Raw genomic sequence first — 26,318 nt, forward strand, 5'->3', positions numbered from 1 at the left:
AAAGTGATGATGCAAAATTAAATATGACAAACCAAAGATTACCCTATTTATTAAGTCAGTACTTAAATAAAAGTTGTTCGGCTGCAGAACTGGAAGAATTTTATCGCCTGGTCACTAATAATGAAAATGAACAGGAGTTGTGCGATTTACTGGAAGCCGCTTATACTTCCACATGCACTAAAGAACAACTTGACGAGATAAAACAGACGGAAATGGTTCATACTATTTTACATTATCCATTAAGTCAGTTTGTACAGAAACCGGAAGCCAAATTCCATAAAAAAAGAAAATTCTGGATACAAATAGCATCAATAGCGGCTGTTATGACCATATTGAGCATACCTATATATCTATGTCAAGATACAGAAACAAGCATAATAAATACAGAATCACATGATATCCGCTCAGGCAGGAATGCGGCAATCCTGATTATGCATAACGGAACAAAAATTAATTTAAGTGAGATGCGGACAGGGGTAATTATCAACAGGAATAAACTCACTTATAACGATGGCAGCGCAGTGGATTCACAACTCGATCTAGTCTCCGAAAAAGCACTGACAATAGTTACACCGCGTGGAGGGACCTATCAGGTTAGCTTGCCTGACGGGACCAGAGTCTGGCTCAATGCGGCTTCCTCTTTAACCTATAAACCTTTGCAACATGATGGTATTCGCAAAGTCAAGTTAACGGGTGAGGCATATTTCGAAGTAACAAAGGATAAATCACATCCTTTCATTGTAGAAACAGCAGGGCAGTATATTCAGGTATTAGGTACAAATTTTAATGTAAGTGGTTACGCAGATGAGAAAGAAGTAAAAACCAGTCTGTTGGAGGGAAGTATTTCCGTAACAGCAAAAGGCATAGAAACATTGATACTGAAAGAGGGACAACAATCTGTCCTAAAAGATGGAGGACTTAAAGTTAGCAATGCAAATATAGCAACGGCTGTGGGCTGGAAGAATAATCAGTTTGTATTTGAAGAAGATGAAGATGATATTGAACAGGTAATGCGTGTATTGCAACGCTGGTATGATGTCGACGTGATTTATCAAAACGATATTCCCCGAGAATCCATTGGCGGAATCATTTCCCGGGCATCCCCCTTATCAGAGGTGTTGAAATCGTTGGAAATAGCCTCTGGAAATAAGATCCATTTTTCACTTGAAGAAGGGAAAGTTTTTGTAAGGAATTAGCTAAAATCTTCTCAAAAAAGAAGTTAAGGTTACTAAAAAATAAGAACCAAAGACGATGTCTTAATCATCCGTTGTTGCGTTCAAACAAAATAAAAAATCAATTTAAACCAGCAGTGTGTCTATTCTTCTAAACCACTCACTGCATAACCACCAGGAACTAAATGTATAGAAATTTTACCTCACGGACTGGGGGGAATGCGAAGTGCATCCCGAAAGTATTGCTCATTTCACAACGAATAGCTTTTATTCTCATTATCACTTTTATCCAAGTCACTGCAAGTGCTTTTGGGCAGAAAATCACCTTATCAGGAAAAGAAGCCGCATTGAAAGTCATGCTTAATGAAGTAAGCCGGCAAAGCGGATATAATATCCTTTATTCAGGCTCAGCCATAAAACCTTCTAAACCTGTCAATATTCGGGTGAGCAATATGAACTTAAAAGATGTTATGGATAAGTTGCTTGATCACCAACCTCTAGGTTATACTATATATGGGAAGACTATTACTATTGCTCCAAAAGAAGAAAAAGATAACACTATAAAAAGTATTGTCGAACAGCAATTTGAGGAGATCAAAGGGCGTATCGTAGACGAAGAAGGTAATCCTGTGCGGGATGTTACTATCACAGTAAAAGGTAAAAAAAAGATATGCAAAACGGATGAAAACGGAGCTTTTGTGCTGAACAGCATTGAAAAGGATGATGTTTTACTTATTTCCTGTCTGGGCTATAAAACTCAGGAAATAATTATAGGTAAACAGCAGATTCTAAATATTAAATTAACTGTAGAAGAAAGGATGATGAAAGATGTAGTAATCACAGGCATGTTTGAGCGCAGGAAACAGAGCTTTTCGGGTAGCTCAGCTTCATTTACAGGTCAGCAGCTGCGTGATATCGGTACGCAGAATGTCATCCAGTCATTGAGAACACTAGATCCCTCTTTTGTGGTCATTGATAATAATCTTAATGGCTCTAATCCCAATACATTGGCCAGTATTGAGCTGCGCGGAAAGACAAGTATAAACACTGAACTCAATAAATTTGGTGATATTACAAATCAATTGACTACAGATCCAAATCAACCTTTGTTTGTTCTGGATGGCTTCGAATCTACACTGAGGCAGGTAATGGATCTGGACATGAACCGTATCGCAAACATAACAATTTTAAAAGATGCAGCCTCTACGGCACTGTACGGATCAAGATCAGCAAACGGAGTAATCATTATTGAAACAATCAAACCAAAACCAGGTGCTTTGAGAATAAGCTATACGGGCAATTATACTGTAGAAGTTCCCGATCTCCGAGATTACAATATGATGAATTCAGAACAAAAACTGGAGTTTGAACGTCTTGCCGGCATGTATACCCACGAATATGGAGAAATACAACTAGAGATGCAAAGGCGCTATAACGATCGTCTCAGAGCAGTAAGAGAAGGTGTGAATACCTATTGGTTAAATGAACCACTGCGTACAGGACTGACACAAAAACATGCTATCTACACCAATGGAGGAAATAATGAATTTCAATTTGGAGTTGGTGTAGACTATCAGGATATCAATGGAGCAATGAAGGGCTCTGGAAGAAATAATTGGGCTGGTCGTGCCGATCTGAATTACAGAACCAAAAAACTGAATATTTCTAACCGTGTTTACATTAGTGGTTATAAATCTAATGAATCGGAATATGGTTCCTTTAGCGACTATGTTAAGATCAACCCTTTTTTTAAGAAAGGGAATGAAGACAGATACTTTGAAAAAGCCACAACCGGAGATTTCAAGGGAATGATCATGGATGCTCCTAATCCGCTTTACAATGCTATACAAAACTCATACAATTTCAATAAAAATACCTATTTGCAGAATTACCTGCAGTTTAACTGGGATCTGGATAAATCTATCCGGATTTCAGGCGGATTTCAACTGAAAAAGACTTTTGGCAGTAAAGTAGATTTTGTATCACCACAGCATACCAAATTTGACGGATCACCCACACTTCAGAAAGGAAGCTATGCGGAGGTTAACTCAGAATCCCTCTCATACGATGGGAATATGATGCTTTCCTATAATAAAGTTTTCGGATTAAAGCATGTGATTACGGCAAATGCCAGAGGGGATATTCATCATGCCGAAGGCACATCAAAGGGTTTTATAGCTGTAGGATTTCCTTCAGGAGTCAAGGGTAATCCTGCTTTTGCGAACAGTTATCAAACCAATTCCAAACCCATAGTAAAAATGCCACCTACAATAAGATGGTTAAATGCATTGGGCAGTATAAATTATGTTTACAATGATCGCTATTTTGTCGATGCAACATACAGACTGGATGGATCAACCGCATTCGGATCAGAGAACAGATATTCACCATTTTGGTCAGTCGGAATAGGCTGGAGTCTTCAGAAAGAACAGTTTCTGAAAGAAGTAAACTGGCTCAATATGCTCACGCTAAGAACGAATATAGGCTCTACAGGTAATCAGCAGTTTGGAAGTTTTGCCTCGACTACTATTTATGATCTGGAGAATAACACTAATTTCTTTGGTCAGGGAATATTCCATAACAGTCTGGGTAATCCTGCACTGAAATGGCAGAAGACATTGCAAAGTAACCTGGGGCTTGACTTTTCTATATTTGACAACAGATTTTCGGGAACAGTCAATGCCTACAGAAAGCGTACTGATCCGCTGATTGTTACCATAGATCTACCTGCATCAAACGGAGTCGCTAATTATCCTATAAACACAGGATATTTAACTATAAAGGGCGTAGAAGGAACTTTTCGCTATTCTATTATCAACAATTTAAGCACAAGAACGATATGGACTGTAGGATTAACTGGGAGTACCTATAAAAGTACTTACGGAGGTTTCAACAATACGCTAAATACACTCAATGAGAAACAACAAAAGAGCAAATCCATTATCCGGTATCGTGATGGGAATAGTCCCGATGACATCTGGGTTGTTCCGTCAATAGGTATAGATCCTGCTACAGGTGAAGAGCTGTTTTTAAAACAAAATGGCTTATACACTTTTGAATATAACCCTAATGATGTAAGGATAGTAGCCAGTCTGCGACCAAAGGCCGAAGGAGTAATCAGCTCTACATTACGTTTAAAAGGGTTGACTCTGGCTGCTTATGTACGGTACAGGCTTGGTGCATCAATCATAAACCGCACCCTGTATGAAAAGGTAGAAAATCTGGACTTGGAAGATATTGCCTATAATCAGGATATAAGAGCACTGGAGAGCCGCTGGAAAGTCCCCGGGGATATTGTACAGTTCAAGGGTATCCGGCTGAACTCCCAAACAGATTTATCTTCCCGCTTTGTACAGAAAGAGAACATGTTTAACGGAGAATCCTTTTCAGCAGGGTATGAATTTCAGGCGGCAACAAGCCCATGGCTGAAAAAAGCAAAATTTCAAAGCCTGAGGCTTACCGCTTTTATGAATAATGTTTTCCGGATTTCGAATATACGGGCAGAGAGAGGGATAAACTATCCATTTGCCAATTCGGCTTCATTTAGTATCAATGCTTCATTTTAAAAGGAATATGAAAAATAATCTATATTTTACACTATGCTGTATAGCCTGCTTGCTAAGCATGATATCCTGTAAAAAATTTCTGGATGTGTACCCTGAGGATCGCTTTCTTCAGAAACAGGTTTTTGATAACGAAAACGCTGTAAATTCTGCGCTGAATGGAATCTATCTCAATATGGCCAAATCGACCTTATATGGGAGCCAACTTAGTATGCTGGATCTGGATATAATGGCACAATACTACAATTCCAATCTGAATACCGGAATTTTGGCTTCCTATAATTATACAAGTACGACTACCTTATCCAGTTTTAGTAGTATCTGGCAATCAGCTTACCGGACTATACTGAACGCAAATAGTTTTATTGAACAAATTAGACAAACGGAAGGCGTTATAGACAATAATCGTAAGGATATAGTATTAGGTGAGGCTTATGCCATCAGGGCATATCTTCATTTTGATATGCTCAGACTGTTTGGTCCGGTATATACCACAGATTCTTTACAACTATCTATTCCTTATATGACCATCCCCACTGACCAGATTCAGTCCCTATTACCCGCCAATGCGGTGATGGACAGTGTCATTAGGGACCTGGACAGAGCTTTGGTGTTACTGAAAAATGATCCGGTAAGAAAAGAAGGTGTTACAGAGCTACAAAATACAGATGCGATAAGTAATTTTTACCGTATGCGCAACAGGAGATTTAATTATTATGCCGTAATGGGAGTTAAAGCCAGAGTACTATTATACAGAAAGGATTATAAAGGAGCTTTATCAACTGCCAAAGCGGTAATCGGTGAAGCCGGCAAATACTTTCCGTGGTCGCCGGCAACATCCAGTATGCCTGGTGCGACAAATCCGGATAGGAGCTTTTCTTCAGAGATCATATTAGGTTTCCAGAATGCAAACATGTATAACCAGCATCGGGATTTTTTCAATGTATCTCTATATGATAATCGAATAATAGCGCCTATTCCACAGCGATTGGATGAGATATACGAAAAATTAGTGAACGATTATCGTTACCGCGTAGACTGGCGGGATGGAGGAAGTGCCGGAAAAACATATAAAACCTTTATAAAATATGAAGATATAAACCAACAAAATGTTTCTTTTCGTGGCTTTCAGTCTTTGTTAAGACTCTCAGAACTCTATTATATCGCTGCTGAATGTGAAACAGATCCTGCACAAGCTATTGTATTTCTGAATACAGTACGTATTAATCGGGGACTACCGGATTTAAAAGCGGGAGCTAATGTTACGGCTGAATTATTCAAAGAATACCGTAAAGAATTCTGGGGAGAAGGGCAAACATTTTTCTATTTCAAAAGGCGTGCCCTGACAGGTATCCCCAGTGGCAGTGCAGATGGCTTTACAATAAAAATGAATGCTGTAAAGTATGTAGTACCATTGCCGTTAGCAGAAATTCAAAACAGATAATCAAATAACTATCATGAAACTTATCCAAATCAGTCCGGCTATCAACCTTTTGGTGTTGCTGGCTCTTGTTAGTTCCTGTAAAAAAACAGAACTTATTACGTATAATTCTGAACGAAATTTGTTTTTTGAGGTAGAAGACTCCAGATCGCGTGATCATCCTTATTATGATGCCACTCTAACAGTGGACTCCGTAAGAATGTTTTTCTCCTTTCTGGATGATAATGTAACAAGTGCTGAACTTAAAATTCCTTTGAAAATGACGGGAAAGCAATTAGAACAACCGTTGCCTTACGTCCTGGTAATAGATTCGGCAAATACGACGGCTGTTAAAGGAAGGGACTTTGAATGGACGCCTCAGCACATCTTTCCTGCCGGTAAAAGCATAGATACACTCCGGATAAAGGTAAACCGAACAACCCAAATGCTTAATAAAACGTTCAGACTAACACTGGAGCTCAAAGAAAATGAGAATTTTAAGACCATGATTGAACCCACTACTATCCAAAAGCACAGATCAATAAGGGTAAAATGCTATATCAATGATATTTTATTTCCTCCTGATGGCTATCTGAGTACATCTGAAAAACAAGGTGCCGATTATTATTACGGTCCCTTTTCAAGAAAAAAGCTAAACCTTTTGTCGATGCTGCTTGAAGAAGAATATGGAGAGCCATTTCCACCGGCTGAAGTGTACATTTATTTAGTTCCTGAGGTGGAAATTATTGCGCAAATATTGAATATTTACCTGGAAGCACAAAGGGAAAACGGAACTCCTGTACTAGAAGATGATGGCACCGAAATGATTACGGGCGAATATTTTAAATAAATAAAGCCATAAAAAAATAACAGATATGAAATTTTTTATTAAAATATACTTTATAGGGTTGCTCGGCTTAGGATTAGCCCTTATGATGTCGTGTAGAAAAGATACCGGTAATTATAATTATATAAAGATAAATGAGGCTATAGTAAGTAATCTGGATTCTCTTTATATAGTAAATAGGGGAGAAATACTTAATATCAATCCAAAAATAAGCTATTCGTTGGATCCGACTGGCGATACAGTCAATTATATCTATGAATGGTTGCTTACAAAAAAAGAAGGGTCTGAAGCAATAGTTCCCAAATTACTGACTTCAGGTCCTGTATTTAATTCTAAAATTGACCTGCTGACTGGAGTCTATAATATGCTCTACCGAATTACAGATAAACGAACAGGTGTATGGAAAGAATATCCATTTCAACTTTTTGTAACGCTTAGAACTTATGAAGGGTGGCTTTTGTTATCAGAAATAAACGGGCAGAAAAGCCGTCTGGATATGATGAGTTACAAAATACGCAGTAATGATTATGAACAGATACATGATGTTCTTGCAGAGATGAAATCGGGGTTTAAACTTACCGGATTGCCAAATTTTGTCTGTTACAATAAAGAAATGGGATCAGGAGTAAACCAAACTAATGAAAAGATTCTGATCAGCACAACAAAAGAAGCCGGTTTCTTGCGTGGAGATATATTTGATTATCATCCGATCAATGCTTTTAGCAATTATATGAACGGACCGGACAAAGCAACTGATAAAGGGGCTAAACTGGAAGGAGAGGCTTGGATAGCCTATATGACTATAAATGGTAGTATTTATTATTCTGGATGGACTTTAAAATTCAGCAGAATTAGTAAGATAAGTACTTCCGGGAAACTATTTAAGGCTGCACCTTTTATATCCTTTTCAGATAATCAGGCAATTGCTTTTGATGAAGAAAACTCACGTTTTTTATGGTCACCAACTGAATCTTTCGAATTTTACACCTATAATAACATTCCCGCTCTCAACAATATGAATAAGCAAATGCTGTTTATGACCCGTACCAAATATAACGGTGGAGAAACTTTTGCGATTTTGAAAGATAAGACTAATAGTAAGATATACCTCGCTAGATTAACTTACACCAAATTGAATTATTTACAGGAAATTACAGATCCCAATATAGCACAGGCAGAAAATTTTGCTGTAAACAGCGATTATGGATATATTTTCTATAATGTAGGTGGAGTCATTTATGAATACGACTTTACGTTGAAGTTGAGCAAAAAAATGGCAGACTATGGAAACAGGAAGATAAGTATATTAAAATTTCAGTCTATAAATACCGGTACTACTATCAATCAGGAGAGATACAGTAAAATAAGTAATCAACTGATTGTTTGTAGCTATGATGAGAGCAATTTGGATAATTCCGGCACTATGGATCTATACGATGTACCCGCAATAAATGGACAAATCACCAAAGTGGAGACTTTTACAGGATTAGGAAAAGTAGTTTCGATCACTTATAGGACCAGATAAAGCATTCAACTACAGAAAATAAAAAATAATGAATGGGTCAAAGAACTGTTTATGCTGAAGTACCGCCCGGGTTAGAATATGAACTTACAACGATCGGGACGGATGTGCTTACCATCATAAAACAATTACAAGCATGGGGGAGGTGGCAACAGCAAAACAAGCAGGAGAAAAGTGAAAATTAATTAGCTTCATAATCAGTGTATTTAGCATTATTAGTTATTTTTATTTTGCAAATATCAGGAGAATATCTACCTTTGCATCACTCCAAACAACGGAGGACAGTAAACAAAAAACGCCCAGATGGCGGAATTGGTAGACGCGCTAGTCTCAAACACTAGTGGGAAACCGTGCCGGTTCGATCCCGGCTCTGGGTACTGAAGTAAGAAAACCGTAAGTTCTATCTCTTAGACTTACGGTTTTTTGGTTTACGGAATTTTTGCAGACTTCGTAATATTCCATAAATTTAATCTCATGAGAAAACTTATCTATGGTATAAACGTGAGTTTAGATGGCTGCTGCGATCACAATAAATTTAGTGGTGGCGATGATATCCATGATTATTTCAGGGAATTGTTGTCAGATGTTGATCTGATTATTTACGGTCGAAAGACGTATGAACTGATGGTTCCTTTCTGGCCTCAGGCTGCACATGCTCAGTCCATGAATGAAAGTGCAAATGCATTTGCCAGCACTTTTGCTTCTATTAAACGTATTCTGGTTTCCAGAACGATTAACCAAATAGATGATGAGTACACCACTCTTGTTAAGGATGATTTGCAGGAAGAAATCCTGAAGCTGAAACAGCAGCCCGGCAAATCCATCTCCACCGGAGGCATTGAACTGCCGGCCAGATTGATAGAACTGGGTCTGGTCGATGAGTTTCATATACTCGTTCACCCGGTCATAGTCGGCGAAGGCCGACGTTTGTTTACTGAAATGCACTTGCCTGAAAATTTAGGGTTAAATCTGACCGCAACAAAAACACTCCCTTCCGGATGTATAGCACTGAGATACGAAAAGGCTTGAAATAATCAGTATTGATGCTTAAATATCCATGACACAGCTACTAGTATCCGGCTATTGAAAATGAATTAAGGTATTGAAAGGGGATTGCTTATGAATATATACTTTTTACGGTATTATTTTGGGTAGTATTGATTGCATCCAGATATTGGTCAATACAAAATCTAAACTTTAGATCTCTGTAGTTTAGATCAAATGGAATAACTTTAGAGAAGTTTTTAAAATCATACCAGATCACCTCTTTTGATCCGATTGATATCTTGCATGTCAGACTATAATCTCCGGGAATACCGGAGTACCCATAATCGTACAGGGTATACCTTTCGCCGGAATAAATATAGTCCCCTAAAGTCTTACACAGGAAATGATTCTGATTTTCAAAAGCTATGAAAGAGGAAATACTTTCATAGAAACCGTTTTGGGTGCGCAAGCCGTATTTAATGAGCTGTATAGCCTCAATCTTTTCCATTATCACCCTGAGATCAACACCATTTATATAAAATAGTAGTTGTAAGATAATCTTCCAATTGAGACCGTACGCACCCAAAACGTATTTCATCTACCTTCATGCCGGATAAACGAGAAATCTAAAAAGAAATCTGATGAGCGGCAGGGGCGTCTGTAGTCATTTTTTTAATAGGAGGCGAAAACTGCGTTAGCTTAATACCTTTAACAGCAGCTTTATATTCTTCAATAGTAGGAGTTCTTCCAAAAATAGCGGACAGAACAACTACCGGAGTAGATGCCAGTAATGATTCTCCTTTTTTACGGTCAGAATCTTTTACGACACGTCCCTGAAACAGACGTGTAGATGTTGCCATTACAGTGTCACCCTGTTCAGCCTTTTCCTGATTGCCCATACACAGGTTACAGCCGGGACGTTCCAGGTACAGGATATTGTCATATGATGTACGGGCCATACTTTTAGGTGCAGCATCATCAAATTCAAAACCCGAATATCTTTGTAATACATCCCAATCGCCCTCTTCTTTGAGCTCATCAATGATATTATATGTAGGCGCAGCTACCACTAAAGGAGCATGGAATTCTACTTTTCCATATTGTTCCTCCAGGTTTTTCAACATCTTCGAAACAATCTTAATATCTCCTTTATGAACCATACATGAACCAACAAAACCAAGGTCTACGTGTTTCTCGCCTCCGTAATAAGAAAGCGCCCGAATAGTATCATGTGTATAGCGCTTGGATGCATCTGCATTATTTACGTCAGGGTCTGCAATCATAGGTTCATCGATAATGTCCAGATCAACTACAAACTCTGCAAAGTATTTTGCATTTTCATCAGGTGTTAACGGCGGTTTTTGTCCAGATCTGATTTCATCAATTCTTTTATTTGCTTTATCAATCAGACCTTTCAGTACCTGCTTTTCATTATCCATACCTTTTTCAATCATGATCCTGATTCTGTCTTTCGCAATCTCTAAAGATTCGATAAGGGTATCAGGCTGAGAGATACAGATAGAAGCCTTGGCTTTCATTTCTGCCGTCCAGTCTGTAAAGGTAAATGCCTGATCAGAAAGTAACGTACCGATATGTACTTCTATCACTCTCCCCTGAAATACATTTTCTCCGTTAAATTCCTTCAGCATCTGTAACTGAGTAGCATGCACAACATCACGAAAATCCAGATGATCATTCATTTTACCTTTGAAAGTCACTTTTACCGATTCAGGAATAGGCATAGAAGCCTCGCCTGTGGCCAATGCAAGTGCTACGGTACCCGAGTCAGCACCGAATGCGACACCTTTAGACATACGGGTGTGTGAGTCACCACCGATAATTATAGCCCAGTCATCTACTGTAATATCATTAAGAACCTTGTGTATAACATCGGTCATTGCATGATATACACCTTTAGGATCTCTGGCAGTAATAAGACCAAAGTCGTTCATAAAACTCATCAGTCTCGGAATATTTTGCTGAGACTTACTATCCCAGACAGATGCCGTATGACAACCTGACTGATAACCGGCATCTACTATAGGCGAAATCACCGTTGCAGCCATAGATTCCAGTTCCTGAGCAGTCATCAATCCGGTTGTATCCTGAGAACCGACAATATTTACTTTTGCACGAACATAAGAACCGGCATGTAAAACTGCACCGGAAGTTCCGACTGCATTTCTGTTAAATATCTTTTCTACTGCAGTAAGACCCTGACCAGGATGTGAAATCTCTTTGGAAGGAGCAAATACAGTCGGAGCCACAATTCCTAAGGTTTTGGCAGCAAAAGTCTGTAGTTTTTTACCAAATTCAATGGAATAAGATCCTCCGGCTTTCATGAATTCAATCTTTTGAGGAGTAAATGCTGAAGCCACATCCATTATTTCCTGTCCGTCTTTGTACAGTTTTTTGGTTTTTGTATTGACGGTAAGAACAGTACCTGTATCGACAGAATATGTTTGCTCCAGGACAGGTTGTCCTTCTGCATCAACAACCAGCTTACCGTTTTCATCAAACTTTTTCACCCAGTTTTGAAGATCCAGACCAATACCACCGGTAACACCGACAGTAGTCAAAAATATCGGAGAAATGCCGTTTGTTCCTGCCACGACAGGTGCAATATTGACAAATGGAATAAACGGACTTGCAGGTTTACCAATCCAGAGCGCCACGTTATTGACACCCGACATTCTGGAAGAACCTACACCCATAGTACCTTTTTCAGCAACCAGCATTATTCTTTTATCCGGATGTTTTTCTTTAAGCGCCTGCAACTCTTTTTGCTGCTCTTTGTTGTGCTCAAACATACACTGGCCATGAAGCTCGCGGTCTGAACGGGAGTGTGCATCACTTCCCGGTGAAAGTAAATCTGTGGAAATATCACCTATACCCGCAACAAAAGTCACTAATGAAATTTCTTCCGGTATATCCGGCAGTTTGGTGTAAAATTCTGCTTTAGCATAACTTTCAAGAATATCTTTGGCAATCGGGTTTCCACTTTCAAACGCTTTCTCCAGACGCTCTGTATCCGCTTCATATAGAAAAACCTGCGTTTTAAGTACATCTGCAGCACTTTTTCCGATAGCCAGGTCTTCACCTAATGCAAGATCCAGCAAGACCTCAATAGAAGGACCACCCTTCATATGTGATAATTGCTCAAAAGCAAATTCAGGTGAAATTTCTTTTACCTGAGAACTTCCCAGAATAATTTCCTTTAAAAACTGAGCCTTTACACGGGCAGCACTTGTCGTTCCCGGTAAGGCATTATAAATAAAGAAATTCAGTGAATCTTCACGATGCTCATGACCTGTATCTTTGATCTGTGCGATTACCTCGCTCATCAATTCAGCTCCATCAATCGGTAAAGGGTGAAGTCCCTGGGTTTCTCTCTCTGCAATTTGCTTTAGATATTCATTATATCTGCTCATAAATTAATTTTAGTATTAGAAGGGGTCTTAAGTTGTCTAAACTCACAAATTTAATCAATTTATCCAAAAAGTAGTAAATTGTATGTCTACAAATTTGCTTCCGGCTTTCCTGATAAACAAAGAAATTGTATGCACACTCAAGAACAGCTTCTCATTTGTTATTAGCCGTTTCTATTTTATAGCCCAAGCCATATTAAAGAAACAACAACTGTTATTCTCTTTACATCAAAAACGTATCAACCTGTTGAAGTTGACAATTCTTCACTTTACTCCTGTAAAACTTTTACACGCTTATTAGCCGCCGCCGTATCATTTCCCCACTGTGCAACTGCTTTGAGGACAGGAATAAGTGTTCTGCCAAATTCGGTCAGCTCATAATCTACTTTGAGAGGAGGCTTGCTTGTATGAACTGTACGTATGATCAAACCATCTTCCTCCAATTCCTTTAATTGAAGACTTAAAGTTCTTTCTGTGATCAGCTTACATTCCTTTCTCAGTTCACTATATCGCTTTTTTTCGATTAAATGAATAAGGATTACCGCTTTCCATTTTCCGCCTATGTACTTCATTGTCAGGCTGGTGCTGCAGGGATATTTTTTATCGTCTATACAATACATCTGTTACTGTCTTTTTTGACCGTTATTGCAAAGATAATATACTATACTTATTTTTGCAACAGTAAAAAGTATAGTATAAATTTAAATGTAAATAATATGACTTTTCTAAAACTTGCAGAAAGCAGATACACCACTAAAAGCTATGTTGCTGCTAAAAAAATTTCAGACGAAAAAATCGAAACATTGAAAGACATTATACGGCTTAGCCCTTCTTCGATCAACAGTCAGCCATGGAAGTTTGCTTTTGTTTCAGATGAAAGGGTAAAAAGTGAATTAGCTGCAGCCTCTTACTGGAATGCAGAAAAAATTAATCAGGCCAGTCACTTGGTCGTCTTTAGTGCTATTGATGATACTGAAGTCTTTGAAAAACAAATTAACGAACATCTTCCTGAAGGCTCAGTAAACTATTACAATCGGTTTTTAAAACCAAAAGGAGAGGAGGAAATCAAAAGCTGGCTACAGCATCAGGTATATCTTTCTCTCGGATTCTTTCTTTCTGCCTGCGCAAGTCTGGAGATTGACAGTACTCCAATGGAGGGAATTCAAAATGATGAATATGACAAAATTCTGAAATGGGAAGGGTATAAGACACTCTTTGCTGTTGCGATCGGTTACAGAAATCCGGCAGACAACAATCAGCCGTCACTTAATCCCAAATTACGCTTACCCTCAGAACAAATTATTCACGTTATATAATCATTTGTTTATTTTAACATGATTTAAATTGGAATCTTTAAAGTCATTAATTCTTTCATCTACGTGATAATAATGAATATTCTTATTACATATAGCAACTTTTAGCATGAAATATTTTGGCTGTACAATCAGGAATCACTAATTTGTTTTGAAAAAATGTCCCCATTTAAAAAAATCAATCGTCATTAAGTCGAACAATAAAATATTAAAAAAATGAAAGAATTTGCATTAATCTTCAGACTAAAAGACATTTCTGATTTTCAACCTTCTCCTGAACAAATGCAGGAAAGAATGAACTGGTTAGCAGGCATAGCTGCACAAAACAAATTGGTAGACAAAGGAAATACACTATTACCTTCAACCGGGAGTGCTAAAACTGTAAAATCTGACAATATAGTCACAGACGGACCCTATACGGAGATTAAGGAGTTTATCAGCGGCTATATTGTAGTAAAAGCAGATAGCATCGATGAGGCTGTTGCAATGGCAAAAAGCAATCCGGTATTTAAAATAGACGGAAGTATTGAAGTTAGAGAAGTTTTAAAAAGAAGTTAGTACTCCGGAAAGATTTTTTTATGATTGTAGTAAAAGTAACTTATACAGTACATGACAAATATGTAAACGCCAATAAAGAAAGGATACAAGATTTCCTCGCTGACTTTAAAAAATTGGATAATACACAATTTTCCTATGCTGTATTTCAAAAAGAGGATGACAAAACATTTGTTCATCTCTCTCAATACCGAAATAAGGATATTCAGGAGCAATTGCTGAATACAGCAAGTTTTGTGCATTTTCAGGAACAACGGGACAAAAATCTGGATTCCGAACCTCAGATTGAATTTTTAAATCTTATAGGAAATTCAAAAGATATAGTATAATCGTTAAGAAAGGAAAGCAGCAAGATTGTCAGGAAAACAAGCACATAAAGACCTTTTACCGCATTTATTCCGACAGGAATACGCTAAAATGACGGCGGTACTGTGCCGTCATTTTGGTTTACATGCTATAGAAATGGCAGAAGATATTGCAAATGATACTTTTCTGAAAGCATCGGAGTACTGGGCTATTAACGGTATACCTGATAATCCTACAGCCTGGCTCTACACAGTAGCAAAGAATAAAACAAAAGATTATGTGAAACGCACAGCTATCTTCGAAACACAAATCAAACAAGAAATAAAAGCTGAACAGATTGATACGGAGAAGGAATTTGAATACAACGATCAGCTGATTGCTGACAGTCAGCTGGCAATGATTTTTGCAGTTTGTAACCCTGTCAATTCGCGGGAAAGCCAGATCTGTCTGGCTCTGCAAATTCTTTGTGGATTCAGTGTAGAAGAGATAGCTGATGCATTTTTAATAAATACAGAAACGATAAAAAAACGTCTGCTACGTGCAAGAACAAATCTTCGGAATACCAGTTTTCAGATTAAATCCTTAAGCGAAGGACAAATTAAATCAAGGCTGGAGGTTGTTCTGAAAACTTTGTATCTGTTGTTTAATGAGGGATATTTTTCGAAAGCCAACAAGCAGCAAATCAGAATTAACCTCTGTTCTGAAGCCATACGGCTAACCTTATGCCTGACAGAAAACCGGATGACAAACACCGCACAAACAAATGCGCTGATGGCCTTGATGTGTTTTCAAAGTTCAAGACTGGAAACAAGAATGAATATAAACGGAGAAGCCATACTTTTTGACGAGCAGGACAGAAATCTATGGGATCAATCGCTGATACATCGCGGAAACTATTATCTGGTAAATGCGACAACGCAGTCCGCCAAATCTCCGACAAAATATCATCTGGAAGCCGGGATTGCTTATTGGCATACCACATCCACAGACCATAGTAAATGGATAAATATATTACAACTGTATGATCAGCTTATTAGAATTGAAGACTCCCCGATAACAGCATTAAACAGAGTCTTTGCTTTTGCTAATGTGCATGGAAAAGAAAAAGCAATTTTGGAAGCTGAAAAACTTAATTTGATTACAAACAGTTGCTATCAGGCTCTGATGGGCTATCTGTATGCTTATACAGATATGGACAGATCAGTGGCACACTATGAACAAGCCATCAGATTGAGCAGGTCGTTAACTGAAAAACACACATTACAAAAGGAAATTGAACGTTTGAAATTCGCAAAAATCAATGCCGGGAAATAACAGGGGTGTACATAATTTTTATAAACAATGTTTTGAATATCTGTTACTGCAATTCCTGACTAAATCCAACTTTAAAAATTGTTTAAAATCCCCGGAAACAGGGAAGACAGAAAGCTACTATTTTATCTATTTTTGGCAAAAGCTATAGTAACATGCAGCAAATAGTTTCACTTTCAGAAGATGAACTCCGGCGATTAAAAAAGAAATCCTCCTTCAATTTTTGGATAGTTCCTGTACAAATGTGCGGCATGGCTATCATGGCAACCTGGATATTCGGAAAAGTTTTAATTGGGCTAATGGTTTGTATTGTTGTGTTAACAGTCTATACCATTGTCTCTCTTGTGGCAATGAAGCACCCTTCTGTTGCCGGAACCCGCAAAACCATCCGAAAACAAGTTGTAGAAGATGTCCGTATAGAAGGTACAGGCTATAAATTAAAATACACATCCGTTTATATCAGGCTCAGGGAAGAAGCGGATGCTGCCGGAACTGATCCTGTAAATGAATTCCTGATTTATCACAGTTATGGGTGTATTGGCTACCAGCAGGACAAGGATTTACCCAAATACTGTAAAGAACTCAAAGGTGAGATTGTCGAAATAGAATATATCACCGAAACCGGAATGGTGATTGGCTTCCGCGCCAAACCACCTTATCAATTAAATTCAACAGATAAATAGCCCTTGCAGACTATCAGCCCTGGATACTGAAAATAGGTAACTTATACTTTACCCTTTCAATTCTCCGCATGCCGATAATACTTAACATCTTTTAACACAAGCACATTAAACTTTAGGAGTTTCTTTCGATCTATTAGATAAAATTAGTTCATTGATTACTAAAAAAATCGAAAATGAAAAAAATGCTATTATTGGTAGGTCTTATGTCCGGATTGACATTTGCTACCTATGCTCAGGAAGTTCAAAGTAAACCCGTAAAAAGAACAGAACGCGGCGAAAAAATGATAAATAAAACTCCGGAAGAAATGGCTACACTACAGACGGAGCGATTGGATAAGGAGCTGAAATTTACAGAAGCACAAAAGAAACAAGTCTATGCCATCCAGTTGAAAAGTGCTCAAAAACAAAAAGAGGCGATGAGTGACAATAAAGCCGGTCGGGAAGCTTTCCGTGAAGGAATGAAGCAAAATCAGGAAGAACTCAACAAGGTGCTGACACCTGAACAACAAAATATCCTTAAAGAGAAACGTGCACAACGCGGGGACCGTATGAAAGGCAAACGTAAAATGGATGGCGAACGCGGAAGCAGAAAAGCTGAAAAAATAGTCCCTGCTGAGGATAAAACTTCATTATAATATTAAGTTCATATTCCGATACATTTTAATTTAGTTTAGTTAGTTTAGCAGACGGGCAGCACTTATGGCTGCCCGTTTTTTGTATTATTTTCTGATCTTTTTGATTACATCCAGAATCAGCGGATAGGTATTTTCCTTTACTTTTTTCAATCGGGCAGGAGTGAGCCATTCTGCTTCTGTAATATCCTCTTCATGCTGAGGGATCAACTTTGGAACTTTATTAATTCCCATACGATACCAATTGGTTGCTTTCAACACAAATTTACCCCGCATATAATAGGTATGATAGGTAGTAATAAGTTTGGGACCCAGATAATCGATCTTCACACCAGTCTCTTCTTCTACTTCACGAACAGCCGCGACTTTCATTTTTTCGGATTCTTCAACCTTTCCTTTGGGTAGGTCCCAGTGTCCTAATCGGAAAATAAAAAGATATCCGCCTTCGCCATTTTCAACCAGCCCTCCGGCAGCCTTAATAATTCTTGCTTTATCCAATATTTTTTTAAAGACAACTTCAAATTCCGGGTGAATATACAGATAAGTGACAGGTGTTGCACTCTGTGCAGACTGCGCGAAAAGTTTTTCCAGGTCAATTTCTTGAATGCCAATTGTTTGAGGGTTTTCAATGTTCTTAGGAACGAAATCTGTCAAAATTAAAACAGATTGGTTCATATAAATTTTATAAATTTGCTGCATGAATAATTTAAATGAGGTTGAACAAAAAGTTGCTGAATCCTTACTGCAAATTAAAGCAATTAAATTGCAACCTAAAAGTCCTTTTACATGGGCTTCGGGATGGAGATCACCAATTTATTGTGATAATCGTATTACATTGTCTTATCCGGCTATCCGTACTTACATCAGACAAAAACTTGCTAAGCTCATTCAGGAAGAGTTCGGAAGTGTCGATATGATTTCCGGTGTAGCTACAGCAGGTATTCCTCAGGGAGTATTAGTGGCGCAGGATTTGGGATTACCATTTACTTATGTTCGTAGCAGCGCTAAAGATCACGGTCGCCAGAATCTTATCGAAGGAGAAGTAGTAAGCGGACAACGTGTAGTCGTAGTGGAAGATCTGGTATCTACCGGAAAAAGCAGTCTGCAAGCTGTAAAAGCATTACGTGAGGCTGGTTGTAACGTAGTAGGTCTTGTATCTATATTCAGCTATGGCTTTGATGAAGCTGTACAGAATTTCGGAGAAGCTAAATGTGCTTTTTTCAGCCTGTGTGATTATAATGCTCTTATTCAGGTTGCAGCTGAGCGCAATTATATCATGGAAGAAGATGTTGATGTCCTGAGACAATGGCGCGTAAGCCCGTCTACATGGGAGGCAACAGTATAATATTAAATTTTACAAAAGATGACCATTATTCAAAGTAATACAGAAATCAATAAGTCTATCGCTGAAGTATATCTGTTTTTGGCAGACTTCAATAATCATGAAAGACTGATGCCTGAGAATATTTACAACTGGTCATCTACAGCAGACGAAGCGAGATTTACTATTCAAAACATGGCGAAGCTGGCTTTGAAGATAGAACTGCGGACTCCCAATGAGGAAATCGTAGCCGTACCCAGTGAAAAAGCTCCGTTCGATCTGACGCTTCGCTGGAGACTGATATCCATATCAGAAACCGAAACAAAAGCTAACTTTGTAATAGAAGCCGATCTGAATATGATGATGAAAATGCTGGCTTCAGGCCCGCTTCAGAAACTGGCAGATTATCAGACAGCAAAACTAAAAGAATTGTTAGGATAATAATCATAACATTTTATAACAGAGGAAAAGGGAACTGAACGGTTCCCTTTTCCTGTTTACAGATTTCACCTATCAGCCTGATAATATGTTAGTCAGAACAGTCGTATTTTTATATTTGGTATCTTTGATAAGGCAATTAAGGTACATGCCATAAAAGGCTTGTCACCATTTGTATATAGGTTTAGGGGAGATACATTATCAGTTTTTTATCTGAAATGGACAGATATAAACATTAAAGAGAGTTTCAAATCTATCAAGATAGATTATAATCCGCTTGAAAACAGAGAATATATGAGCATAATAAATAAAGCGGGAAAAGGAGAAGCAGGATATCAATTGACTCCCTAATAAAATATTCATAACAGAAAAGAATTATACAATGAGAGAAGGATTATAATTGCATATACTTAATTAGATTTTAAGTTGAAAAATATAAATTTATAATGCTATTGTCATTCTGAAATGATAATGCCATATTTGAAACTTTACTTTGTATTTTTGTATAATTAGCTAGAAACATTCATTCATGGAACTGAAATTAAAAAGACCGCTGGCATTTTTCGACTTAGAAACCACCGGTGTAAACATCCCATTAGATCGTATCGTTGAGATCTCTATTCTAAAGGTGATGCCCGATGGAAATAAAGAAGTGCTGACGCGCCGTATCAATCCCGGAATGCCTATTCCTGCCGAATCATCTATGTTTCACGGCATCTATGATGAAGATGTAAAAGATCTTCCGTCATTTAAAGAACTGGGGCAGGAAATTGCAGATTTTATAGGAGATGCGGATCTGGCGGGCTATAATTCCAATAAGTTTGATGTTCCGATGCTAATGGAAGAATTTTTACGTGCAAATGTAGACTTCTCACTGGAAGGCAGAAATTTTGTCGATGTACAGAATATCTTCCACCAAATGGAACAACGTACGCTGAAAGCTGCATACAAATTCTATTGCGATCAGGATCTGAACAATGCACATACCGCAGAAGCAGATGTCACTGCTACATACGAAGTATTAAAGGCCCAGTTGAGCCGTTATGAAGATGTGGTGTATGAAGACAAGCATGGCAATAAGAGCAAGCCTGTAGTGAATGATGTAGAAGCCCTGCATGAATTTACTAATCTGAGTAAACCGGTGGATTTTGCAGGTCGTATTGTATACAATGAAGACGGTGTAGAAGTTTTCAGTTTTGGCAAGCACAAAGGACGTCCTGTAGAAAATGTATTTGAAATAGAACCAAGTTACTATTCATGGATGATGCAGGGTGATTTTCCATTATACACAAAAAAATGTCTGGAGCGCATATGGGCACGATTTAAAGAAAACAGAAAATCAGCACCTGCGGTACAGTCTTCCACACCGGAAGAGAAAAAGCAGGTAAAAAAGGATTTTCAACAAAAAAACAATCCGTCCAAAGGCAAAGCCATTACGACGGATATGTTAAAAGATCTGCAAAGTAAATTTGGTAAATAAAAAGATTATATAAATCATATAAATAACTATTATTCATAATTATATGTCACAAGAAAGAGAACATATCAAATGTTTGATTATCGGTTCAGGTCCTGCAGGTTATACTGCTGCTATTTACGCAGCACGTGCTGATCTCAAACCGGTTGTATATACAGGTCTGGTACCGGGTGGACAATTGACACAGACGACAGATGTAGATAATTTTCCGGGCTATCCAAAAGGGATTCTTGGTCCTGAGTTAATGGAAGATCTCAAATCTCAGGCAGAGCGTTTTGGTACGGAAGTTCGGTTTGGCTATGTAACCAAAGTGAATCTGGAAGGCGAAATAAAAGAAATAGAGATAGATGGATCTAAAATCGTTACTGCTGACACTGTTATCATTTCAACAGGAGCTACAGCAAAATGGTTAGGACTTGAAAGTGAGCAGAAGTACAATGGATTTGGTGTATCTGCCTGCGCTGTATGTGACGGTTTTTTCTTCAAAAATCGTGAAGTCGCAATCGTTGGGGCTGGAGATACAGCAGCTGAAGAAGCGACGTATCTGGCTAAACTGGCATCTAAAGTACATATGTTAGTACGCCGTGACGAATTCCGTGCATCTAAAGCCATGGTCCACCGCGTATTGAATACTCCAAATATTGAAATTCACTATAATACTGAAGCAGTGGAGATTCTTGGTGACGGTCAGGTGGTGACAGCTGTAAAGGTGATCAATAACCAGACACAGGTCACTACAGATATTCCAGTAGACGGATTCTTTGTTGCGATCGGACACAAACCTAATACAGAATTATTCACAGGCATACTGGATATGGACGAAACCGGCTACCTGATCACTAAAGCAGATAGTACGCAGACAAACATAGAAGGTGTATTTGCATGTGGAGATGTGCAGGATCACATTTACCGTCAGGCGATCACTGCTGCCGGAACAGGCTGTATGGCTGCATTAGAAGCCGAACGTTATTTAGCTGCTAAAGAGCACGCTATAGCTGAATAAAATCAACTAAAAAACGTCATTGCTAAAAAACGAATGAAGTAATTTTATATTAGAATACTTCCTTCGCTAAGCAATGACGTTTTTTTTCTTTCTGTAATCTTTAACGATACATTATCCCTGAGCTTTTTCCTCTTGCTCAAAGACAGTGTCAATCTTCCAGTTCGCTTTATCTTTTGATGCAGCTACAGCCAATTGATCACAGCGTTCGTTATCCGGATGTCCGGCATGTCCTTTTACCCAGACCAGTCTTACCTGATGTAGCTTATAGCTTTTCATGAGCCGGATCCAAAGATCCTTATTCTTTTTCCCCTGAAAACCTTTCTGAATCCATCCGTAGACCCATTTTTTATCAATGGCATCGATAACATATTTTGAATCTGAATAAATAGTCACTTGCTGTTGCGGACTTTTCAAGGCTTCCAGTCCGATAATGACAGCCATGAGCTCCATCCGGTTGTTTGTGGTTCTGCGAAACCCTTCAGAAAAAGTTTTCTCTATCAACTTACCTTTGAAAGCTTCATTTTCACCGCTATAACGAGTTCTTAGAATAGTTCCGTAACCTCCGGGTCCCGGATTGCCGCTGGAAGCTCCGTCCGTATATAATTCGATCATTGGTAACAAAGTTACTTCTAATCCGCTAAAATACCTGATTTAAGTTTGAAAAATCAGGTATTTGTTCTATTTTTCATGCTTTTAAAGACATCTGATTAATTTGTAAACTTGATGAAAAAGAGAGCTATTATGGCCGCACTGCTTGGGTTAACTGTTCATTTAACAGCCCATGCGCAGCAACCAACAGAAAACAACGCAAAAATGGAGTGGTTTGAAGATGCCAAGCTAGGCATATTTATTCACTGGGGAATCTATTCTGTACAAGGAATCTCCGAATCCTGGGCATTTTTCAATAACTATATCAATCATGAAAATTATATGAAGCAGCTAAATGGATTTACTGCTTCGAAATATAAGCCGGATGAATGGGCAAAACTGATACATGATTCCGGAGCAAAGTATTCAGTTATCACCACCAAACACCACGATGGTGTATCGCTGTGGGACAGTAAAGCAGACAAAGCTATTACTATTAAAAAGGATGCACAGGCCAGACAGGATGTATTGGATCCATTTGTCAAAGCTTTACAAAAGACAGGACTAAAAACGGGATTATATTATTCACTACCGGACTGGAGCCATCCGTATTACGATGTAAATACCAGAACAAGGAAACGCTACGCACTCAAAGAGGAACCTCAGCGCTGGGAAAATTATGTCAAATACTACCAGACTCAGCTTAATGAATTATCTGAACTCTATCATCCGGATCTGATCTGGTTTGACGGTGATTGGGAACACAACTCGGAAGAATGGAAAGCAAAGCAAACATTAACCAATCTGCGCAAATATAATCCAAATATTATTATCAACTCCCGTCTTAACCATCACGGAGATTATGATACGCCTGAACAGGGTATTCCGGTGGTCAGACCATCTGCACCCCACTGGGAGCTATGTTATACGATGAATGACTCCTGGGGATATCAGGCTTTTGACAAGCACTATAAAACACCCAATATGATTGTACGCACACTGGTGGATTGTATCAGCATGGGTGGTAATCTCCTTTTGGATATTGGTCCTAAAGAAGATGGTACTATTCCGGAGGAACAGGTTGCTATTCTCAAAGAGCTTGGCCGCTGGACCGGACTTCACAAGGAAGCAGTATATGGCACAAGAGCAGGAATCCCATTTGAACATTATCAGGGAAAATCTGCCTTATCAAAAGATGGAAAGACAGTGTACTTGTATCTTGATGCTGTAAAGCGCACAGAGCATCTCACAGGGATATCTACTGCTCTAAAGGGAGCAACTGTCGTGGGACAATCTGGAATTAAAGTTCCTTATACACAAAACGCATCTGCTATCACACTGGATCTGAATACCATCAAATTTGATCCAGCAGTCACTGTACTGGCTCTCCATTTCGACAATACGCCAACATTTATTAAAGCTGAGCCGGTAGCAACAGAGATCAGGACATTACTTAAAGGCAAAAATGCAGATGAAGCCGTTTATCAGATCGCGAAGCATCTTTACTCGGGTGATAATTTATTGAAAAACAATGGACTTACAGTAGATGGCCTAAACATGAACTTACCTGATCAAAAACAAGCGAATCCGGCTATTGTAAACTGGATCAGTAAGCATGCGGAAGCTTTGTACGAGACAGGAGCGGGGATCCCTGAGGGACATTATGCAGGTCTTACAGCATTATCTGCGGACAAACAGACGCTCTATCTTTTTGTAGAGGGTAAACCCACAGGGCCAGTTGCGGTGAAGGGATTAAAAAATACGATCGCACGTATCCGCATTGTAGGCGAGGGCTCTATGATTGATCATGATATCTATAACAAACTCTACTGGAGTGCTATTCCGGGAATTGTGTACATCAATGTACCTAATGAACGCCTGAACAACAATCTTTCCGTAATCGCTGTACTGTTGGATAAGCCGATTGAACTCTACCGGGAAAAAGTAGGTGCAATAGAAAGCAATTTATAGCAGAAACAGTAATTATAGTATGAAAAGAATCGTAGTATTTACAGGAGCCGGGATTTCGGCCGAAAGCGGTTTGAAAACTTTTCGGGGCGATGACGGATTATGGGAAGGAAATCGTGTAGAGGATGTAGCCACTCCGGAAGCATGGCAACGAAATCCTGCTTTGGTGCAGCAATTTTACAATGAACGTCGCAAACAATGCCTATTAGCCGAGCCAAATACTGCGCATCAAGCCTTGGTACGCCTGGAAAATCAGTATCATGTAGATATTATTACACAAAACATAGATAACCTTCATGAACGTGCCGGAAGTAAAAATATTCTGCATCTGCACGGTCAGATCACGCAGTCGCGCTCATCAAAGGATCCTTCTAGTATTTATGAGATCAAAGGAGACGAACTAAAAATGGGAGAGCTATGTAAATGGGGAAGCCAGTTGCGGCCTAATATTGTATGGTTTGGAGAAGCTGTGCCAGCGATGATTCCTGCAATGCGGATCGCTCAACAGGCAGATATCCTTATTGTCATAGGAACTTCACTTCAGGTATATCCCGCTGCAAATCTTATTCATGACATTCCTCCGCATTGCGAAATATTCCTGATAGATCCTTCAGCAGATCAATATCATATACCGGAGAGAACTGTTACTATAACTTCAAAAGCATCAGAAGGAGTGCCTGCGTTAGTAGAGCAATTATTATGTTAGATTTATTTGGTCAGAAATTACAACCAAATAAAATTTTGCTTATATATTTAAATATCTATATAACAGTGTTTTGTATAAAAATATATAATATTTTAGTTTACATTTGATATTTTCTCATGATCACTTTAAGCACAAAAGGCCAAATTAAATTTGGCCTTTTGTTATTTTTAAATAAAAATATATAATAATCAGCAACTTACATTGCTATATGTAATGTATCTATTGATATCTGTCATAGCTTTCTATAAAGCTTTTACGCATCTCCTGAAAATGGTTAAGTACCTGTTGAATAAAAGTTTCATCCAGCAATTCAAACACACCGTTGACACCACCTACTACATCTGTTTCGGCTAGTTTATAGGATTGCTCAAGCACGCCTTGTTCAAACTTGATAATAAACTTTTGATTCATACCAAAGATGGAAATCTTACAATCCGGATGTGGCAACTCTGCTAATACTCTCATATTATTTTTATGTTTTTCTTTAAAAAAGTTCAGATAAATGACCTTTCGGTCTGTTCTACAAATGTAGGGTTTATTTCAACTTTGTCTTATGCAAAATACAGCATAAATGGTAGCTTAAAAATAATTATAATAGAATATTTACGTAAATCTTATTCCATCGTTTTAATAAATTTATATATTTGCAAGTAAAATCAAGAGATTGCGCATACTTGCCTACATATTGAGCATTTATTTTATTCTTCTGACGCTTATACCGTGTCAGGATAATCATTCTGTTTTGCCTAATATAGACCAGCTCTCAAACGAAATTTCTGCACATCGCCATATTGACCAGAACGGTAAACATGCTCATAAAGACAGCTGTTCGCCATTGTGTGTATGCGGATGTTGCTCCATAGCAGTCCATCTGCCTGAGCATATTGATTTTGCATTTGAACTTCTTCCTGTACATCAGGATAAATCCTTTGCCCACCAATTATCGTTCTATGCGAACGAATACAGTAGTATCTGGCAGCCCCCCAAACTTTCATAATTAATGTCGCAACATATCTCATAGTTTCGTCTATGTAGATATATTTTATTTATTCGTACTTATTTTAAAGTAAATAAGTGG

26 protein-coding genes and 1 tRNA gene are annotated in these 26,318 nt (G+C 38.4%); 21 read left to right on the forward strand and 6 right to left on the reverse strand.

The window, feature by feature from the left end; all coding sequences use genetic code 11:
- The first annotated feature begins 23 nt into the window (after positions 1-23).
- The 8 genes from I6J03_RS20430 (at position 24) to I6J03_RS20465 (ending at position 9,553) form a co-directional block, all read left to right on the forward strand.
- Positions 24-1,196 carry a FecR family protein gene (locus tag I6J03_RS20430; RefSeq protein WP_003005626.1) on the forward strand — a complete coding sequence of 391 codons (1,173 nt, stop codon included), beginning with the start codon at positions 24-26 and terminating at the stop codon, positions 1,194-1,196.
- Positions 1,197-1,357: 161 nt separating this feature from the next.
- Positions 1,358-4,738 (forward strand): SusC/RagA family TonB-linked outer membrane protein, encoded by a 3,381-nt coding sequence (locus tag I6J03_RS20435; RefSeq protein ID WP_201693942.1) that lies wholly within the window; start codon positions 1,358-1,360, stop codon positions 4,736-4,738.
- 7 nt (positions 4,739-4,745) lie between these two features.
- Positions 4,746-6,179, forward strand: coding sequence for a RagB/SusD family nutrient uptake outer membrane protein (locus tag I6J03_RS20440; protein WP_198137102.1), 1,434 nt, complete (start codon positions 4,746-4,748; stop codon positions 6,177-6,179).
- Between the two features lie 13 nt (positions 6,180-6,192).
- Complete coding sequence (locus I6J03_RS20445; protein ID WP_003005634.1) at positions 6,193-7,005, forward strand: DUF4843 domain-containing protein; 813 nt, start codon at positions 6,193-6,195, stop codon at positions 7,003-7,005.
- 25 nt (positions 7,006-7,030) lie between these two features.
- Positions 7,031-8,527, forward strand: a complete 1,497-nt coding sequence (locus I6J03_RS20450; protein ID WP_201693943.1) for a PKD-like family lipoprotein — start codon at positions 7,031-7,033, stop codon at positions 8,525-8,527.
- Between the two features lie 32 nt (positions 8,528-8,559).
- Complete coding sequence (locus tag I6J03_RS20455; RefSeq protein WP_003005639.1) at positions 8,560-8,709, forward strand: winged helix-turn-helix transcriptional regulator; 150 nt, start codon at positions 8,560-8,562, stop codon at positions 8,707-8,709.
- A 112-nt stretch (positions 8,710-8,821) separates the two neighbouring features.
- Positions 8,822-8,901, forward strand: a tRNA-Leu gene (locus I6J03_RS20460).
- A 97-nt stretch (positions 8,902-8,998) separates the two neighbouring features.
- Complete coding sequence (locus tag I6J03_RS20465) at positions 8,999-9,553, forward strand: dihydrofolate reductase family protein (RefSeq protein WP_039989868.1); 555 nt, start codon at positions 8,999-9,001, stop codon at positions 9,551-9,553.
- 88 nt (positions 9,554-9,641) lie between these two features.
- Here I6J03_RS20465 and I6J03_RS20470 read toward each other — a convergent pair whose 3' ends face one another.
- From I6J03_RS20470 to I6J03_RS20480, 3 genes are all read right to left on the reverse strand, one after another.
- On the reverse strand, positions 9,642-10,109 hold the full coding sequence (locus I6J03_RS20470) for a hypothetical protein (RefSeq protein WP_003005645.1): 468 nt from the start codon (positions 10,107-10,109) through the stop codon (positions 9,642-9,644).
- Between the two features lie 28 nt (positions 10,110-10,137).
- Positions 10,138-12,942 (reverse strand): bifunctional aconitate hydratase 2/2-methylisocitrate dehydratase, encoded by a 2,805-nt coding sequence (locus tag I6J03_RS20475; RefSeq protein WP_201693944.1) that lies wholly within the window; start codon positions 12,940-12,942, stop codon positions 10,138-10,140.
- A gap of 266 nt (positions 12,943-13,208) precedes the next feature.
- Positions 13,209-13,559: a winged helix-turn-helix transcriptional regulator gene (locus tag I6J03_RS20480; RefSeq protein ID WP_003005654.1), complete on the reverse strand. Its 351-nt coding sequence runs from the start codon at positions 13,557-13,559 to the stop codon at positions 13,209-13,211.
- Between the two features lie 96 nt (positions 13,560-13,655).
- On the opposite strand from I6J03_RS20480, the gene I6J03_RS20485 reads away from it, so the two are divergent.
- The 6 genes from I6J03_RS20485 to I6J03_RS20510 all read left to right on the forward strand — a co-directional run bounded on the left by I6J03_RS20485 (position 13,656) and on the right by I6J03_RS20510 (position 17,742).
- Positions 13,656-14,255 carry a nitroreductase family protein gene (locus I6J03_RS20485; protein ID WP_003005656.1) on the forward strand — a complete coding sequence of 200 codons (600 nt, stop codon included), beginning with the start codon at positions 13,656-13,658 and terminating at the stop codon, positions 14,253-14,255.
- 213 nt (positions 14,256-14,468) lie between these two features.
- Positions 14,469-14,810 carry a YciI family protein gene (locus tag I6J03_RS20490; protein ID WP_003005657.1) on the forward strand — a complete coding sequence of 114 codons (342 nt, stop codon included), beginning with the start codon at positions 14,469-14,471 and terminating at the stop codon, positions 14,808-14,810.
- A gap of 20 nt (positions 14,811-14,830) precedes the next feature.
- Entirely contained in the window at positions 14,831-15,136 is a 306-nt protein-coding gene (locus I6J03_RS20495; protein WP_003005660.1) for a hypothetical protein, read from the forward strand.
- Between the two features lie 88 nt (positions 15,137-15,224).
- Positions 15,225-16,427, forward strand: coding sequence for an RNA polymerase sigma factor (locus I6J03_RS20500; protein WP_236586205.1), 1,203 nt, complete (start codon positions 15,225-15,227; stop codon positions 16,425-16,427).
- 152 nt (positions 16,428-16,579) lie between these two features.
- On the forward strand, positions 16,580-17,107 hold the full coding sequence (locus tag I6J03_RS20505; RefSeq protein ID WP_003005670.1) for a hypothetical protein: 528 nt from the start codon (positions 16,580-16,582) through the stop codon (positions 17,105-17,107).
- 173 nt (positions 17,108-17,280) lie between these two features.
- Positions 17,281-17,742, forward strand: coding sequence for a hypothetical protein (locus I6J03_RS20510; RefSeq protein WP_003005672.1), 462 nt, complete (start codon positions 17,281-17,283; stop codon positions 17,740-17,742).
- 84 nt (positions 17,743-17,826) lie between these two features.
- On the opposite strand, the gene I6J03_RS20515 is transcribed toward I6J03_RS20510, so the two are convergent.
- Positions 17,827-18,414 carry an NUDIX hydrolase gene (locus I6J03_RS20515; RefSeq protein WP_232279668.1) on the reverse strand — a complete coding sequence of 196 codons (588 nt, stop codon included), beginning with the start codon at positions 18,412-18,414 and terminating at the stop codon, positions 17,827-17,829.
- 22 nt (positions 18,415-18,436) lie between these two features.
- On the opposite strand from I6J03_RS20515, the gene pyrE reads away from it, so the two are divergent.
- The 4 genes from pyrE (at position 18,437) to trxB (ending at position 21,978) form a co-directional block, all read left to right on the forward strand.
- Positions 18,437-19,084 carry an orotate phosphoribosyltransferase gene (pyrE, locus tag I6J03_RS20520; protein ID WP_003005676.1) on the forward strand — a complete coding sequence of 216 codons (648 nt, stop codon included), beginning with the start codon at positions 18,437-18,439 and terminating at the stop codon, positions 19,082-19,084.
- A gap of 18 nt (positions 19,085-19,102) precedes the next feature.
- Positions 19,103-19,501 (forward strand): SRPBCC family protein, encoded by a 399-nt coding sequence (locus I6J03_RS20525; RefSeq protein WP_003005678.1) that lies wholly within the window; start codon positions 19,103-19,105, stop codon positions 19,499-19,501.
- 526 nt (positions 19,502-20,027) lie between these two features.
- Positions 20,028-20,978, forward strand: coding sequence for a 3'-5' exonuclease (locus tag I6J03_RS20530; RefSeq protein ID WP_003005681.1), 951 nt, complete (start codon positions 20,028-20,030; stop codon positions 20,976-20,978).
- A 43-nt stretch (positions 20,979-21,021) separates the two neighbouring features.
- Positions 21,022-21,978: a thioredoxin-disulfide reductase gene (gene trxB / locus I6J03_RS20535; RefSeq protein WP_003005683.1), complete on the forward strand. Its 957-nt coding sequence runs from the start codon at positions 21,022-21,024 to the stop codon at positions 21,976-21,978.
- A gap of 111 nt (positions 21,979-22,089) precedes the next feature.
- Here trxB and rnhA read toward each other — a convergent pair whose 3' ends face one another.
- Complete coding sequence (rnhA, locus tag I6J03_RS20540; protein ID WP_039989872.1) at positions 22,090-22,590, reverse strand: ribonuclease HI; 501 nt, start codon at positions 22,588-22,590, stop codon at positions 22,090-22,092.
- A gap of 111 nt (positions 22,591-22,701) precedes the next feature.
- Here rnhA and I6J03_RS20545 point away from each other — a divergent pair, with 111 nt between their 5' ends.
- Positions 22,702-24,537, forward strand: a complete 1,836-nt coding sequence (locus I6J03_RS20545) for an alpha-L-fucosidase (RefSeq protein ID WP_003005686.1) — start codon at positions 22,702-22,704, stop codon at positions 24,535-24,537.
- Positions 24,538-24,556: 19 nt separating this feature from the next.
- Positions 24,557-25,240, forward strand: coding sequence for an SIR2 family NAD-dependent protein deacylase (locus tag I6J03_RS20550; RefSeq protein ID WP_003005688.1), 684 nt, complete (start codon positions 24,557-24,559; stop codon positions 25,238-25,240).
- A gap of 219 nt (positions 25,241-25,459) precedes the next feature.
- On the opposite strand, the gene I6J03_RS20555 is transcribed toward I6J03_RS20550, so the two are convergent.
- Positions 25,460-25,705, reverse strand: coding sequence for a hypothetical protein (locus tag I6J03_RS20555; RefSeq protein WP_003005689.1), 246 nt, complete (start codon positions 25,703-25,705; stop codon positions 25,460-25,462).
- Positions 25,706-25,925: 220 nt separating this feature from the next.
- Between I6J03_RS20555 and I6J03_RS20560 the strand changes: the two genes are divergently transcribed.
- The gene (locus I6J03_RS20560) at positions 25,926-26,237 is read left to right on the forward strand and encodes a DUF6660 family protein (RefSeq protein WP_316928383.1); all 312 of its coding nucleotides are present in this window, start codon (positions 25,926-25,928) and stop codon (positions 26,235-26,237) included.
- Positions 26,238-26,318 lie beyond the last annotated feature (81 nt).

Origin of the sequence: Sphingobacterium spiritivorum (genome assembly GCF_016724845.1) — a bacterium.
Classification (GTDB): domain Bacteria; phylum Bacteroidota; class Bacteroidia; order Sphingobacteriales; family Sphingobacteriaceae; genus Sphingobacterium; species Sphingobacterium spiritivorum_A.